Source organism: Qipengyuania pacifica (assembly GCF_019857205.1).
In the GTDB taxonomy this organism is placed as follows: Bacteria; Pseudomonadota; Alphaproteobacteria; order Sphingomonadales; family Sphingomonadaceae; genus Qipengyuania; species Qipengyuania pacifica.
Window position 1 is genome coordinate 141,248 of record NZ_JAHWXO010000003.1, and the last position, 14,349, is coordinate 155,596.

General features: G+C 61.2%; 16 protein-coding genes. 11 read left to right on the forward strand and 5 right to left on the reverse strand.

Annotation, left to right across the window (positions count from 1 at the left end; all coding sequences use genetic code 11):
• Positions 1-48: 48 nt before the first annotated feature.
• Entirely contained in the window at positions 49-765 is a 717-nt protein-coding gene (locus KYK83_RS05995) for an A24 family peptidase (protein ID WP_103022549.1), read from the reverse strand.
• An 85-nt stretch (positions 766-850) separates the two neighbouring features.
• On the opposite strand from KYK83_RS05995, the gene KYK83_RS06000 reads away from it, so the two are divergent.
• Positions 851-1,816 (forward strand): alpha/beta fold hydrolase, encoded by a 966-nt coding sequence (locus KYK83_RS06000; RefSeq protein WP_103022550.1) that lies wholly within the window; start codon positions 851-853, stop codon positions 1,814-1,816.
• Positions 1,813-2,913, forward strand: coding sequence for an NAD(P)/FAD-dependent oxidoreductase (locus tag KYK83_RS06005; protein ID WP_222827561.1), 1,101 nt, complete (start codon positions 1,813-1,815; stop codon positions 2,911-2,913). The genes KYK83_RS06000 and KYK83_RS06005 overlap by 4 nt, the downstream gene beginning before the upstream one ends.
• A 13-nt stretch (positions 2,914-2,926) precedes the next feature.
• Here KYK83_RS06005 and rnhA read toward each other — a convergent pair whose 3' ends face one another.
• The 3 genes from rnhA to ispH are packed head-to-tail and all read right to left on the reverse strand — an operon-like array spanning position 2,927 to position 5,307.
• On the reverse strand, positions 2,927-3,370 hold the full coding sequence (gene rnhA, locus KYK83_RS06010) for a ribonuclease HI (protein ID WP_103022552.1): 444 nt from the start codon (positions 3,368-3,370) through the stop codon (positions 2,927-2,929).
• Complete coding sequence (gene thrB / locus KYK83_RS06015) at positions 3,367-4,323, reverse strand: homoserine kinase (RefSeq protein ID WP_222827562.1); 957 nt, start codon at positions 4,321-4,323, stop codon at positions 3,367-3,369. The genes rnhA and thrB overlap by 4 nt, the downstream gene beginning before the upstream one ends.
• Complete coding sequence (gene ispH, locus KYK83_RS06020) at positions 4,324-5,307, reverse strand: 4-hydroxy-3-methylbut-2-enyl diphosphate reductase (protein ID WP_222827563.1); 984 nt, start codon at positions 5,305-5,307, stop codon at positions 4,324-4,326.
• A 96-nt stretch (positions 5,308-5,403) separates the two neighbouring features.
• Between ispH and KYK83_RS06025 the strand changes: the two genes are divergently transcribed.
• From KYK83_RS06025 to tatC, 9 genes are all read left to right on the forward strand, one after another.
• On the forward strand, positions 5,404-6,057 hold the full coding sequence (locus KYK83_RS06025; RefSeq protein WP_222827564.1) for a hypothetical protein: 654 nt from the start codon (positions 5,404-5,406) through the stop codon (positions 6,055-6,057).
• Positions 6,058-6,102: 45 nt separating this feature from the next.
• Positions 6,103-7,842, forward strand: coding sequence for an arginine--tRNA ligase (gene argS, locus KYK83_RS06030; protein WP_222827565.1), 1,740 nt, complete (start codon positions 6,103-6,105; stop codon positions 7,840-7,842).
• Positions 7,843-7,844: 2 nt separating this feature from the next.
• On the forward strand, positions 7,845-8,540 hold the full coding sequence (locus KYK83_RS06035) for an SPOR domain-containing protein (RefSeq protein ID WP_222827566.1): 696 nt from the start codon (positions 7,845-7,847) through the stop codon (positions 8,538-8,540).
• An 80-nt stretch (positions 8,541-8,620) separates the two neighbouring features.
• Positions 8,621-9,643 carry a beta-N-acetylhexosaminidase gene (gene nagZ, locus KYK83_RS06040; RefSeq protein WP_222827567.1) on the forward strand — a complete coding sequence of 341 codons (1,023 nt, stop codon included), beginning with the start codon at positions 8,621-8,623 and terminating at the stop codon, positions 9,641-9,643.
• The gene (locus tag KYK83_RS06045) at positions 9,640-10,449 is read left to right on the forward strand and encodes a segregation and condensation protein A (RefSeq protein ID WP_222827568.1); all 810 of its coding nucleotides are present in this window, start codon (positions 9,640-9,642) and stop codon (positions 10,447-10,449) included. The genes nagZ and KYK83_RS06045 overlap by 4 nt, the downstream gene beginning before the upstream one ends.
• A complete protein-coding gene (gene scpB, locus KYK83_RS06050) occupies positions 10,449-11,066 on the forward strand; it encodes an SMC-Scp complex subunit ScpB (RefSeq protein ID WP_222827569.1) in 618 nt (205 codons plus the stop codon). Before KYK83_RS06045 ends, scpB begins: the two co-directional genes overlap by 1 nt.
• Positions 11,067-11,126: 60 nt before the next feature.
• The gene (gene tatA / locus KYK83_RS06055) at positions 11,127-11,354 is read left to right on the forward strand and encodes a twin-arginine translocase TatA/TatE family subunit (protein ID WP_103022561.1); all 228 of its coding nucleotides are present in this window, start codon (positions 11,127-11,129) and stop codon (positions 11,352-11,354) included.
• A gap of 23 nt (positions 11,355-11,377) precedes the next feature.
• Positions 11,378-11,812, forward strand: coding sequence for a Sec-independent protein translocase protein TatB (gene tatB, locus KYK83_RS06060; protein WP_103022562.1), 435 nt, complete (start codon positions 11,378-11,380; stop codon positions 11,810-11,812).
• Between the two features lies 1 nt (position 11,813).
• Positions 11,814-12,608: a twin-arginine translocase subunit TatC gene (gene tatC / locus KYK83_RS06065; protein WP_222827570.1), complete on the forward strand. Its 795-nt coding sequence runs from the start codon at positions 11,814-11,816 to the stop codon at positions 12,606-12,608.
• Here the strand turns inward: tatC and KYK83_RS06070 are convergent.
• The gene (locus KYK83_RS06070) at positions 12,593-14,242 is read right to left on the reverse strand and encodes an amidohydrolase (RefSeq protein ID WP_222827571.1); all 1,650 of its coding nucleotides are present in this window, start codon (positions 14,240-14,242) and stop codon (positions 12,593-12,595) included. The genes tatC and KYK83_RS06070 overlap by 16 nt on opposite strands.
• Positions 14,243-14,349 lie beyond the last annotated feature (107 nt).

The window sequence follows — 14,349 nt, forward strand, 5'->3', positions numbered from 1 at the left end:
GCAAGTATGGTTTCAAGCTTTACGGGCGAATTGGTTAAAATCGCGTTGTCAGCCCGCGGCTATCGCGCCGACCGGCCGGAACATCTGGCCGCTTGCCATTACCCACAGAGCGGCGAGCGAAATGGCGGGACCGTAAGGGACCCATAAATCGCGATCGTGCCGCCGGATGATGCGGATCGAACCAAGCGTTACGACAAGCAGGATGATGAAGGGTGCCAGCATCAGGCCGATAACCGCGATAGGGCTGGTCGTTACGGAGCCGAGCAGATCGGCCGGAACTGAAAGGCGTGGTCCACCCAGAACGGCGCTTGCGAACAACGCAGCAATGGCCGTGCCCAGACCCAACAGTATGGCATCGCGCAAAGGGCGTGTCCGGACGGTCGTGGAATGGGCTACGCGCCAGGCGCCAATCGCCATGGTCAGCACCCAGCCGAGCATCGCCATGGCAACCAGCAGCAGAGTGAACTGCGAGGGCGGCACCCACAATGCGAGCGCCGAGAGCAGCTTCACATCGCCGCCGCCCATCTGACGGATAGCGAACAATATGCAGCACACGGCGAACACAATGGCGGCCAAACCGATCTGAAGGGCGACGCCCGGCCAGAGCGGCAAACCAGTCGATAGCCAGAATACCGGCGCGCCCAAGGCGACCGCCATCGTCAGCCGGTTGCTGATCGTACGGCTCTTCAGATCCGTTACGATTACCCAGAGCAGTGCGATTGCCAATCCGGCGAGCAATACGTAGGTGGAAATTTCGCTTTGCATGTCGCCCCCGAGGCTTTCTTCGGGCCCGGTGCTACAGGAACGTGCTTACCAAACAGTAACCATACGAGGATGTCCGGTCACCGTTATGCAGGCAGAAAGGCAATCCATCAATCGGCGCGCGATACCGGCCGGGGCCGTAGAAAGCAGGTTTGCGTTAGCGGATGGCCATGAAATCCGCCGGATCGATTTACCGGCCGAGGATGGGGGCAAGCGCGGGTCGATCCTTTTCATGCCCGGCCGCGGCGACTTCTACGAAAAGTATCTGGAAACCCTCGTCGAGTGGAGTCGCGCTGGCTGGCACGTGACCGCGGCGGACTGGCGCGGGCAGGCTGGATCGGGGCGTTTGGGCGATGATGCAATCACAGGACATATCGGGGACTTTTGCGACTGGGTCGATGACCTGGCCTTTCTCTGGAAGACTTGGAAAACAGAGACGCGCGGGCCGCATATAGTCGTGGGCCACTCGATGGGGGGGCACCTCGTCACGCGTGCGCTGGTGGATGGAGAGATCGATCCCGACGCAGCGATACTCAGCGCGCCGATGCTCGGCATGTCGGGGCCTCCGCTGCCGTTGGGGGTATCGCACTTCGTCGCTTGGTTCATGACCAAGATCGGCAAGCCCACGCGGCCCGCATGGAAGTGGAGCGAGAAACCCGGCGAAATGCCGGCGAATCGCTCCGACCTGCTGACACACGATGCCGGTCGGTATGCGGACGAATTATGGTGGCGGGAGAGGCGACCCGAACTGGTCATGGGGCCGGGAAGCTGGGGCTGGGTCGAGCGGGCCTATGCCTCGACGCGCCAGTTGGAAAAGCGCGGCGCGATGGAGAACGTGGAGGTGCCTGTCCTCATCGTCAGCACATCTGCAGACAAGCTCGTTCGTCATCCGTCCGCGGTGCGCGCCGCACAGCGATTTCCCAATGGAGAGTTGCTGGCGTTCGGCACTGAGGCGCGTCACGAAATCCTGCGGGAAGTTCAGCCCGTACGAGGGCGTGCGCTGGCAGGGATCGCCGAATTTCTCGACCAGGTGGCCCCGCCAGAGGTCTCGTGAGCACATACGATTTCGCATTGATCGGCGCCGGGATTGCAGGTGCCAGCCTGGCTGCCGAACTCTCGCTAGGCGGTGCACGCGTGCTGCTGCTGGAAGCGGAGGACCGGCCGGGATATCATGCCACGGGGCGTTCTGCTGCATTCTGGGAGGAGTGTTACGGCGGCCCGGACATCGTTCCCCTCACGCTGGCATCCGGGGAATATCTGCGCAGCGGCGGCTTTCTGCAGCAACGGGGGGCGTTGTACGTTGCGCGCGAAGAGGATGCGGCACTTGTCGGTGATTTTCTCGAGCGGTTCCAAGCAACAGGGGCGGTGCTAGAGCGGCTGGGGGCCGCCGAGGTGCAACGCCACGTTCCGGGGATTCGCCCGGCATGGTCGGCTGCGGTTTGGGAACCGGCCTGCGCCGATATCGATGTAGCAGCGCTTCACGCCCATTACCTTCGACAAGCGCTCGATACCGGCGTGAACCTGCAATGCCGGGCGCGGGTCACCGGTCTCCAGCGGATATCGGGGTGCTGGCGTATCACCGATGTCAGCGGGGAAGAATATCGCGCCGATTGCGTGGTAAACACTGCCGGGGCCTGGGCAGACGGGCTGGCTGCGATGGCGGGAGCGCGGCAAGCGGGAATTACGCCCTATCGTCGTACGGTGGCCCAGCTTCGTCTGGGCACAAACGTGCCGGAAGATTTACCTCTCGTGCTCGATATTGAGGGTAAGTTCTATTTCAAGCCCGAAGCGGGAGGGCGGCTCTGGGTGAGTCCCCAAGACGAAGAACCGAGCGTGCCTTGCGATGCGGCACCTGAGGAATTGGCCGTTGCTCAAGCGATTGCGCGGCTTGAACAAGTGGTCGACTGGCAAATCGAGGCGGTCGAGCACAAGTGGGCTGGCTTGCGCAGTTTTGCCGCCGACCGCAGGCCGGTTTACGGATTCGACCCGAAGATCGACGGATTCGCGTGGTTCGCGGGGCAAGGTGGCTTCGGGATACAAACGTCCCCCGCTGCGGCACGGTTAACGCGGCAATTGTTGCTGGGCGAAGGCAGGGACGAGATGACAGCCGATCTCAATGCCGATCTTTACTCGCCTGATCGCTTCGGCTGAACTTCTTACGAGCTTAGTTCCGCCCGGCTATCCGATCGGCCTCGTCACTTGCCAGGCGATCGACCCGGTCATTTTCTACGTGACCGGAATGGCCCTTGACCCAGTGCCAATCCACCTTGTGCCGCGCGGTCAAGTCGATCAGTTCATGCCATAGTTCGGCATTACGAACCGGCTTCTTGCTGGCGTTGACCCAGCCGCGTTTCTTCCAGCCGTGCACCCACTTCGTAATACCATCGATCAGATACTTGCTGTCGGTATAGAGATCGACCTCGCACGGTTCGATGAGAGCACTCAGGCCCTTGATCGCAGCCGTCATCTCCATGCGGTTGTTGGTCGTATCGGCTTCGCTTCCCGACAGTTCCTTTTCATGCGCCCCCATGCGCAGGAGCGCGCCCCAACCGCCGGGCCCGGGGTTTCCCTTGCAGGCTCCGTCGGTAAAAAGTTCGACTTTCTTCATGAGAACGCGCTCTGCCCCTTGTCGCGATAGAATTCCAGTCGATGCACGAAATCCATCGGGTCCTTGCGGCGGACGAGGGCGTCGGCAGGCGTGTCCAGCCAATCCTGGGCGCGGCTGGCAATAAAGCGCAGGCAAGCTCCCTGCGCGAGCAACGGCAGGTGATCGCGCTCGCTCTTATTCAAGGGCCGGACCGAATCGTACCCTTCTACCAGCGCAGCGCCGAGCGCCTGGTTCAGGTGCATGCCCGACCGATCAAAACACCAGGCCGCATGCGTAACTGCAAGATCGTAGGCCATCGCGCCGGTGCAAGCGAAATAGAAATCGATCATGCCCGTGACCCGGTCACCCAGCATCAGCACATTGTCGGGAAACAGGTCCGAATGAATAATGGAAAGCGGCAGATCGTTGGGCCAGTTTCGCGCGATGCCAGTGGCGACATCGAGGATGTCGGGAAGACTGGGGTCTATCGAAGCGAGCGCATCGGCGCCGCACTCATGCAGGATGGCTGAGGTCTGTTGGGGGCCGAGATCGTTCGGCCGGCTCATCGCGAAACTCCCGGCGGCGAGATGTATCTGAGCGAGTGCGGAACCGACCGCGCGCGCCTGGTCGGGATCGGGAGTGGTCGGCGACACGCCGGGGAGAAATTCAATCAGCGCTGCGGCTTTTTCACCCACCATGCGGAAAGGCGCTCCGCTACGATCATGTATGGTGCGCGGCACGGGGCAGCCCGCTTCGGACAGGTGGTCCAGCAGGGCGAGAAAAAACGGCAGATCGGCTAGTTCGATCCGGCGTTCATACATCGTCAGAATATAACGTGCCTGGGTCGTTTCGATCAGCCAGTTCGAATTCGAAACGCCTTCGGCAATACCTTTGGCCGAAACCAGTCGACCGGCATCGTATTCCGCGATCAGGCGCGCCAGGTCCTCGGCGCCCAGATGGGTGTAGACCGCCACCTATTCGGTTAGCTGACGCGGCAGCTTGAAGATCATGTTTTCTTCAGCTGCCGTGACAATATCCTCTTCCACGGCGCGCCAGTCGGACAGCCGGTCGACGACTTCGCGAACCAGTTTTTCAGGTGCGGATGCACCGGCCGTCAGCCCGACCGTACCGACGCCCTCCAGCCAGCTAGGGTCGATTTCATCGGCGCGCTGGATCAAACGGGCGTCAGTCCCCATCCTTTCCGATACTTCGACCAGGCGAAGGGAATTGGAGGAATTCGGTGCGCCGATAACCAGTACCAGGTCGCAGCTTGCTGCAATCTGTTTAACGGCCGCCTGCCTGTTGCTTGTCGCGTAGCAGATGTCTTCTGCCTTCGGGGCGACGATCTGCGGGAAGCGTTCTTGCAGCGCGGCGATGATATCGTGGGTATCGTCGACCGAAAGGGTGGTCTGCGACAGATAGGACAAATTGTCTTCTGGTGTGAAATCGAGATCGGCAACGTCCTCGACCGTCTCGACCAGAGTGATCTGACCCGGCGGTACCTGGCCCATCGTCCCAATGACTTCGGGGTGTCCGGCATGCCCGATAAACAGGATGTGCTGGCCCTTTTCGACCTGCCGCTCCGCCTGCCGGTGAACCTTGCTGACGAGGGGACAGGTCGCATCGACATACAACATGTTGCGGCGTTCGGCTTCGGCAGGCACCGTCTTGGGGACGCCGTGAGCACTGAAGACCACCGGCGCATCGTCGGGAACCTCGTCCAGCTCCTCGACAAATATGGCCCCCTTGGCCTTGAGACTGTCGACGACGTACTGATTGTGCACGATTTCGTGACGCACATAGACGGGCGCGCCGAACTTGAGCAGCGCCCTCTCGACTATCTCGATCGCACGATCGACGCCGGCACAGAATCCGCGGGGCGCTGCGACAATGAGCTTCAAAGGCAGACGCGGATCGCGTCCGGGTATGGCAGGCGTGGATGGAAAGGGGGCGTTCATGTCCCGCCCTCTAGCGCTTTCGTGCAGGCCAAGCTAGGGCAAGCGCAGTCCCGAGGGGCGACGAATTCGAATGACCGTAAAAGGGAAACTAGCCGCATGACCATCCGTACCCGCCTTCTTCCCGCGCTCGCCTTGGGCCTAGCGTTGGCCGGATGCGCCAAGGAAGGGGACCTGGTGATCGATCAGGGTGTCGGCATTACCGCGGTGAGGAGTACCTGTCCTGCCATTGGGATTCCCGATTACACGGGCGATATCACGACGTTCCGTACTCCCGGTTCGACCACCAGCGCCGATTTGGACGTGACGGCAGCGATCACGAACCTGCGTTCGACCTGCAATGAAAGCGCAGATGATCGGGTTTACACCGAAGCGACCTTCGATGTCGTGGCACGTCGTACGGACACCAGTGGCAGCCGGACCGTTACTCTGCCCTATTTCTCCACCGTCCTGCGCGGCGGTTCTTCGGTTGTGACCAAGCGCATCGGCAGCGTGACCCTTCAGTTTGCCGATGGGCAGGAACGCGCTCAGGCACGCGGCACGGCTGGCGCTTATGTAAATCGCGCCGAAGCCACGCTTCCTGCTGAAATTCGCGACCAGATCACCCGCAAGCGCGAAGCTGGCGATCCCGACGCTGCGCTTGATCCACTGGCCGATCCGACGGTGCGCGCTGCACTCCAGCGGGCTACCTTCGAACTGCTGGTGGGCTTCCAACTGACCGAAGATCAGCTGCGTTACAACGCGACGCGATAGTCGCTGCTATCTTGCCATTTCGCGTCGATAGGCTAGGCGCGCGCCATGGCTGAAATGCAGACACTTCACGCGGCCTTCGCGGCCCGGATCGACGCGGTATTGGATGCTCTCGAAATGGAGGGCTCGCTGCCTGCCGACGCGGCACGCGGCAATGTTACCGTGGAACCGCCGCGAGACCCGTCCCATGGCGACCTCGCGACAAACGCGGCGATGGTTCTTGCCAAGCAGGCGAAAAGCAATCCGCGCGCATTGGCGGAAAAGATCGTTGAACACCTTCAGCGTGATCCGGCGATTGCCGAGGCAGAGATCGCAGGTCCCGGCTTCATCAACCTGCGGTTGGAAAGCGACGTATGGCGGCGCGAAATCCAGGCGATTGCGTCGCTGGGCGCCGGTTATGGCAGGTCGGACATGGGCAAGGGCCTCACGGTCAACGTCGAATATGTTTCTGCAAACCCTACCGGCCCCATGCATATGGGTCACTGCCGCGGCGCGGTGGTTGGCGACGCGCTTTGCGGCCTGCTCGAATGGGCAGGTTATCGGGTCACCCGCGAATATTACGTCAACGATGCCGGCGGTCAGGTGGACGTGCTCGCCCGGTCCGCGCACCTGCGGTATCGGGAGGCATTGGGTGAAGAGATCGGGGATATCCCTGAAGGGCTCTATCCCGGCGACTATCTGAAGCCGGTCGGGGAACGACTCGCACAGGAATTTGGCCCGGCGTACAGGGATGGTGATGAAAGCGAATGGCTCGCGCTGTTCCGCCAGCGTTCGGTCGCCGCGATGATGGAAATGATTCGCGAAGACCTGTCGCTTCTGGGCATTCACCACGACCTCTTTTCGTCGGAAGCAGAGTTGCAGGCGGCGAAGAAGCCCGAAGCAGCGGAAGCATGGCTGCGCGAACATGGTTTCGTCTACGATGGCGTGCTCGAGGCACCCAAGGGCAAGGCTCCGCCGGAGGATTGGGAACCTGTTGAACTACCTCTGTTCCGTTCGACAGAATTCGGCGATGATCAGGATCGCCCGATCAAGAAATCGAATGGGGCATGGACCTATTTCGGCGCCGATCTCGCCTATCACTTCCAGAAGGCGGAGAAGGCGGATGCGCTTATCGATATCTGGGGTGCGGACCACGCAGGCACCGTCAAGCGTATAAAGGCCGCAGTCGCAGCGCTCACCAAAGGCGCCGGGCGCGATGTGCCTTTCGACGTCAAGCTGGTGCAGATGGTCAAGCTCTTGCGCGACGGCGAACCGGTCAAGATGTCGAAGCGTTCGGGTACCTTCGTCACGCTGGCCGATGTCGTCGACGAAGTGGGCAAGGACGTGGTGCGTTTTACCATGCTTACCCGCAAACCCGATGCGCAGATGGAATTCGATTTCGCCAAGGTCGTTGAGGCGTCCAAGGACAATCCGGTTTTTTATCTCCAATATGCCCATGCACGAATGCGCTCGACGCTGCGCAAGGCCGGGGTGGAGCCGGACGATGCGCATCTGGACCGGTTGGACGACAGCGAGTTGGCGCTGGTGCGCGAAGCGGCACAATTCCCGCGTGTGGTAGAAGCCGCCGCGAAGGCGCGCGAACCGCATCGCATCGCATTCTTCCTGGGCGATCTGGCTGCGGCCTTTCACAGCTTTTGGAATGCGGGTAATGACGATCCCTCGAAGCGGATCATTCAGGATAGCGATCCCGAATTGACCGCCGCGCGCCTGTTTCTGGTGGCGCAGGTCGGGCAGGTGATCCGCAACGGCCTCGCCATTCTGGGGGTCGAGGCGGTCGAGGAGATGTGAGCATGATGGGGTCCACGCCGTACGATACGGACGAAGATTGGGAGAGCGAGGACGAACTCGATCTCGCCGACGATGAGAGCCTGCCCTGGCTCGAGGCGGCGGACGATGAAGGCGATGCCGCGGGGTTCGATACGTCCAGGCTTATCATGCTCGGAACACTGGCGATTACATTGCTGGCCGCGGTGGTCGGCGGAATATGGTTCGTGACCAGTCAGGTTTCCAACGAGCCCGAGGCGGATGGCAGCCTGATCGAAGCGCCTGACGGACCGTACAAGACGAGACCCGAAAATCCCGGTGGCAAGACCTTCGCCGGAACGGGTGATACCAGTTTCGCCGTGGGCGAAGGGCAAACGCGTGAAGGCAAGCTGGCCGATCGGCCAGCTTCGGCACCGATGGACAGCGTGGCAGCGAGCCCATCCATCGCATCCACGGTCAGTGAGCCGCCGGTCGAAACGACGCAGTCTTCCGCAGGGGCTGTCCAGGTCGGTGCTTTCCCGCGGCGCGAGGACGCGGAAGCTGCATGGTCTAACCTTATCCGCCAGACGGAGGCGTTGAATGGAGTGCGGCATCGCGTCGTCGAAGCGCAGGTCGATATCGGGCGAGTTTTCCGGTTGCAGGCTATGACCGGCGACCGCGCCGCCGCCAACAGGCTATGCAACGCACTGAAGGCTGATGGGCTGGCATGCTTCGTCAAATAGGCGCGCAGTAAGGCTCAATTTCCACACCCGCCGACGGCACCGATCTTGCGGGAAATCTGCAAAGGCCTCACTTTCCAGCCATGACACCCGCCATCTTCGGCATTTCCGGCCTCGAATTGACGGCCGACGAACGCGCCTTCTTCAAGGATGCCGATCCCGCTGGATACATCCTTTTCGGGCGCAATTGCGACAGCAAGGATCAGTTGCGCAAGCTGACGGACGACCTTCGCGAAATTCATGGTCGCGAACGATTGATCGTCTCGATCGATCAGGAAGGCGGGCGGGTCGCCCGGATGAAGCCGCCGGTATGGCAACGCTATCCTGCAGGAGAGGCCTTCGCTGCGCTATGGAATGTCGCGCCGGCTTCCGCGATCGAGGCAGCGCGCGCGAATGCAGAAGCCATGGGCCGCGAACTCGCAGAAATGGGAATTTCGGTCGATTACCATGCGCCCTTCGACGTGCGCCGGCCCGAGACCGACGATGTAATTGGCGACCGTGCTCTCGGGACCGAACCGATGCAGGTGGCCGCACTCGGCCGGGCGGTGTTGGATGGATTGGGCCGGGCAGGTATCGTCGGGTGCCTGAAACATATGCCGGGCCACGGCCGTGCGACCAGCGATTCGCACAAGGAACTTCCGCGCGTCGACGCCAGCGATGAGGAGCTCGATGTCGATATCGAGCCTTTTCGCACCTTGTCGTCGCACCCACTAGGCATGAGCGCGCACATGGTGTTCGAAGCCTGGGACGCCGACCACCCGGCGACGTTGTCGGCAAAAGTTATTCGCGAGATCATTCGTGGCCGGATCGGTTTCGATGGCCTGTTGCTAACCGACGATATCGACATGGAGGCGCTGGATGGGACCATCGTCGAGCGATCCATCCGCGCGCTCGATGCAGGATGCGATATCGTACTCAACTGCTGGGCCAAAATGGACGACCAGGTCGCGATAGCTGAAAGCGGCAAGGCCATGGGGCAGAAGACGATCGAACGGCTCGACCGGGTGCTCGCGGCAATGCACGAACCAGATGATGGGCCGGATACGGCGGAATTGCTGGCGAATCGGGATACCTTGCTGGCTATCGCCCAAGAACAGCCGGCATGAGCGCAAACGGCCTGCTTTTCAGCGAAAATGCGGCCGCCGACCATGATGGGTGGGAAGGCATCGCCAGTGAAAATGCTGCCGATGAAAATGCCCTGTATCTGGAGCTCGATGGTTGGGAAGGGCCGCTCGATCTGCTGCTCGATCTCGCGCGGCGCCAGAAGGTCGACTTGCGTTCGATTTCGATACTTTCGCTGGTCGACCAGTATCTCGATTACATCGATACAGCCAAAGCACTGAAACTGGAACTTGCCGCCGACTACCTCGTGATGGCGGCATGGCTGGCATACCTTAAATCGGCGATGCTCCTGCCCAAGGAAGAGCAGGAGGATCCGAGCCCCGAGGAACTGGCTTTGAAGCTTCAGTTGCGGCTTCAGCGCCTTGGCGCAATGCGCGATGCGGCCGCGCGCCTGATGGGGGGTGACCGGATCGGGCGCGATGTCTTCTTGCGCGGCAGTCCGGAGGGGTTGGAAATAGCGCGCAAGAACCTTTGGCAGTGTGATCAATTCTCGTTGATAGAAGCGTACGGCAGGGTGAAGGCGCGTACTGCACCGGCCATTCACATGGTCCGCGAACGCCCCGTCATGACGCTGGAATCGGCACTCGACCGGGTTTCGAACATGCTGGGTGTTACGCTCGACTGGATGGAACTGCGCGAATTCCTTCCGCCCCATGCAGAGCCACGCCTCAAACGATCGGCGCTCGCATCCAGTTTCGTTGCCGCGCTCGAACTGGCCAGGTTGGGCAAAGCCGAACTGCAGCAGGAAGATACGTTCGGTCCGCTTCACCTTCGCCGGGTTTCCACCTGATGGAGGAGCTGGATCGCGCTGTAGAAGCTGCCTTGTTTGCAGCAGAGGAACCGATGACTGCGGAAGCGCTCGCAGGCTTCCTCGGCGGCGCTGCGGTAGGCGATGTCCGCGACGCATTGCAGAGCGTCGCCGATCATTACGAGAAGAGAGGCGTGCATCTGGTCGAGCGGGGCAAACGCTGGCACTTCGAAACCGCGCCCGACCTGGCGCATCTCTTGCGGCGTGAGAAAGAACAGGTTCGCAGGCTCAGCCGCGCTGCCACGGAGGTCTTGGCGATAATTGCCTACCACGAGCCGGTAAGCCGCGCCGAGATCGAATCAATTCGCGGAGTACAGACCAGCGGCGGTACGCTGGATGTGCTGATGGAAGCCGGTTGGGTCAAAATCGCGGGACGGCGTGAGGTGCCCGGGCGGCCGACGATATACGCCACCACAACGGAATTCCTCGAACATTTCGGCCTGTCGAGCCGTCGGGATTTACCGGGAATTGCCGAATTGCGGGCTACGGGTCTGCTCGATCCTGTCGAGGATGCCTATGATGAGCTCGTTGGCGAGAGCGATGCCGACCAACAAGGCGATAACGCAGATGGGAATCGCGACCCGATCGGTGATGACTGACTGGCACAAACGTCCCACAACGCCTATAATCGAAACTGCATAACCGAGAAAGAAGGTCCCATGGGTCTCAGTGTCTGGCAACTTGCCATCATCGCCGTCGTCATCCTCGTCCTGTTCGGCCGTGGCCGCATCTCCGAGATGATGGGCGATTTCGGAAAAGGTATCAAAAGCTTCAAGCAGGGCATGAATGAAGAAGAAAAGCCCGCCAAGCAGATATCTCATGACGCAAAACCTGCGGACGAAGGCCTGACCGCAGATCAGGTCAAGCAGACCACCGACCCGAAATAATCCGCTAGCGGGCGGAGGCAGCCATGTTCGATATCGGTGCCAGCGAATTGCTGGTGATCGTCATTGTGGCGATCCTGGTGATTGGGCCAAAAGACATGCCCAAGGCGCTTCGTACGGCTGGTCGCTGGATCGGCAAGCTGCGCCGCATGTCTAACCATTTCCGTGCCGGGATCGACGAAGTCGTTCGTCAGGCCGAGATCGAGGAAATGGAGGAGAAATGGGCGGCACGGAACAAGGAAATCATGGCAAAGTATCCCGACGGCGCGCAACCGGAAGGCGGTGGGCCCGAAAATCTGTTGCCGAATGAGATGGAGCCTCTGTCGGCGGCAGGTGAAGTCCCCGATGCCGATGCCGCGGCGGAAGCTGCGATCAGGCGCGCTGCACCGGTGAAGGCGCCGGAGCATTCGGACGAGCCGCCACTGCCTCTCGATCCTCCCGCTTCGGGGAAGGACAGCTGACATGGCGGTGATAAGGGACATCGACGAAAGCCAGGCACCGCTTCTCGATCATCTGATCGAACTACGCTCGCGGCTCGTAAAATGCGTGCTTGCATTGGTGGTGGCCTTCGGGGTGTGCCTGTACTTCGCCGATCCCATTCTCGGTTTTCTGATCCAACCGCTCAAGAATGCCTTTCCCGAAGGGGAAGGGCAGCTCATCTTCACGAAGCTCTACGAAGTGTTCTTTGTCGAGCTGAAGGTGGCGCTGTTCGCCGGGTTCTGTCTGAGCTTCCCGGTTATCGCCAATCAGCTTTGGGCGTTCGTGGCCCCAGGGCTATATGCGCGCGAGAAGAAAGCTTTCCTGCCATTTATTCTGGCCACGCCCATCCTTTTCCTGATGGGGGCGTCGCTCGCCTATTTCGTCGTCATGCCCACCGCGTTTCGCTGGTTTCTGGGCTTTCAGGGGACGGCGGGCGGTCTCGAAATCCAAGCGCTTCCGACCGCAAACGAATATCTCGGTCTGGTGATGCAGTTCATTCTCGCTTTCGGAATGAGCTTCCTCCTGCCCGTCTTGCTTTTGCTTTTACATCGGGCAGGGATCGTAACCCGCGACCAGCTTGTGGCGGCAAGGCGGTATGTGGTCGTGCTCGTGGTTGCGGTCGCGGCCATCATCACGCCGCCCGATCCGGGCTCGCAATTGCTGCTCGCAATTCCGCTTCTGCTCTTGTTCGAAGGCTCGCTGGTGCTGATGCGTCTGACCGAGAAACGCCGGAAAGCAGTCGTCGAAAAGCCCGAAGAGCCTCAGTCCACGTCGTAGACCTTCCGTCCACCCACCCAGGTTTCGATCACCTTGGTGGCCCGCAACTCTCCCGGACTGGAGATCAGGGGATCGCGATCGATGAGGACGAAATCGGCGCGTTCGCCGGGTAGCAGCTTGCCGAAGCGGCCCTCTGCAAACCCTGCGTAGGCGGCTTCGCTGGTGAAGGCCGCCAGCGCCTGTTCACGGTTCACGCGTTCTTCGGGGTGCCAGCCGCCAAATGGCTCGCCATTCGCATCCATGCGCGTCGTCGCAGCGGCCAGCGCTGCAAACGGGTCAGGCGATTCGACCGGAGCATCGGACCCGAAAGCCAGCCGTCCACCCGCCTTCAGGATCGAGTTCCATGCATAGGCGCCAGCGAGGCGGTCGGGGCCGAGCCGGGCTTCTGCCATAACGCGATCGCTCGTCTGATGGACAGGTTGCATGGACGCGATAATGCCGTCCTCACCGAACTTGGGCAGGTCGACTGGATCGACGATCTGCGCATGCTCGATGCGCCAGCGCCGATCACCCGGGAAGCTTTCGGCAATCTCTATGATCGCGTCCAGTGCATCTTCATTCGCCGCGGTGCCGATGGCGTGGATCGCGGGCTGGAAATTCCCCTGGGCGGCGCGCACCAGCACGTTGCGCAGTTTGGCGGGACCAGTGAGCGGAAGTCCGGTATTGCCCGGATCGTCGGCATAGGGCTGCTTCAGCCACGCGCCCCGGCTGCCGAGTGCGCCGTCGAGATAGATCTTGATCCCGTTCATCCGCAGCTTGTCGTCATAAAGCCAGGGCGAAGGCCGGGCGCCGGCAATAAGCTCCATCTGCTCGGGACCGGCGGCATAGGACATGATCCTCACCGTAAGGGCGCCTTTGTCGCCTGCCCTGCGATATGCCTGCCAGTCCTCGATGGTCGTTCCCATGTCCGCGACTGCAGTGATCCCGTAACTGTTCAGGACCTTTTGTGCCTCTGCGAAGGCAAGGTCGCGCTCGTTAGGGCGCGGCGCCGGAATGGCGCGCGTCATCAGTTCTTCAGCGGCATCGACGAATACGCCCGAGGGCTGCTGTGATCCCGCCATCCGCTCCACGCGGCCACCTTCCGGACTCTTCGTTTCTGCAGTGATGCCAGCAGCCTGCATGGCTATGCTGTTCGCCCAGCCGGCATGGCCGTCCACGCGCTGCAGATAAACTGGCCGGTCGGAGACCGCACTGTCGAGTTCGGCAGCCGTTGGAAATCTGCCAAGGCCCCATTTCTCCTGGTTCCAGCCACGTCCGAGAATCCACGGCCGCGACTCGTTCTCGGCAGCAAAGCGGCGGATCTTGTCCAGCGCTTCCTCAAGCGAATTGGTTTCCGACAGATCCAGCGTCAGCGCACCGATGCCGATGCCCATCACATGCGCGTGAGCATCGATCAGTCCGGGGATCATGACCGCGCCCCTGCCGTTCTCGCGGTAATCGGTCTGGGGCTTCTTGTCTTTCGATGACAGGATCTGCGCGACCTTGCCGTCATCATCGATGACCAGCGCATTGAACCGTTTGATCTTGCCATCTTCGTCGAAGGTAATCCCTTCCACATTATCGACCAGCACGTCGGCCGCGGCTGGCATGGCGAGTGCAAAGGCAAAGGTGGTGGCAAGGAGTTTGAACTTCATTTCAGGCGATCCAGTGCTCGTTTCCAGCGGCATCCGATAAGGCATAGCTTGCTGCAGGCAAACCCTTTCGGACGTTGCGTCGCATGGCGCCTAGCCGTAGGGCCGCT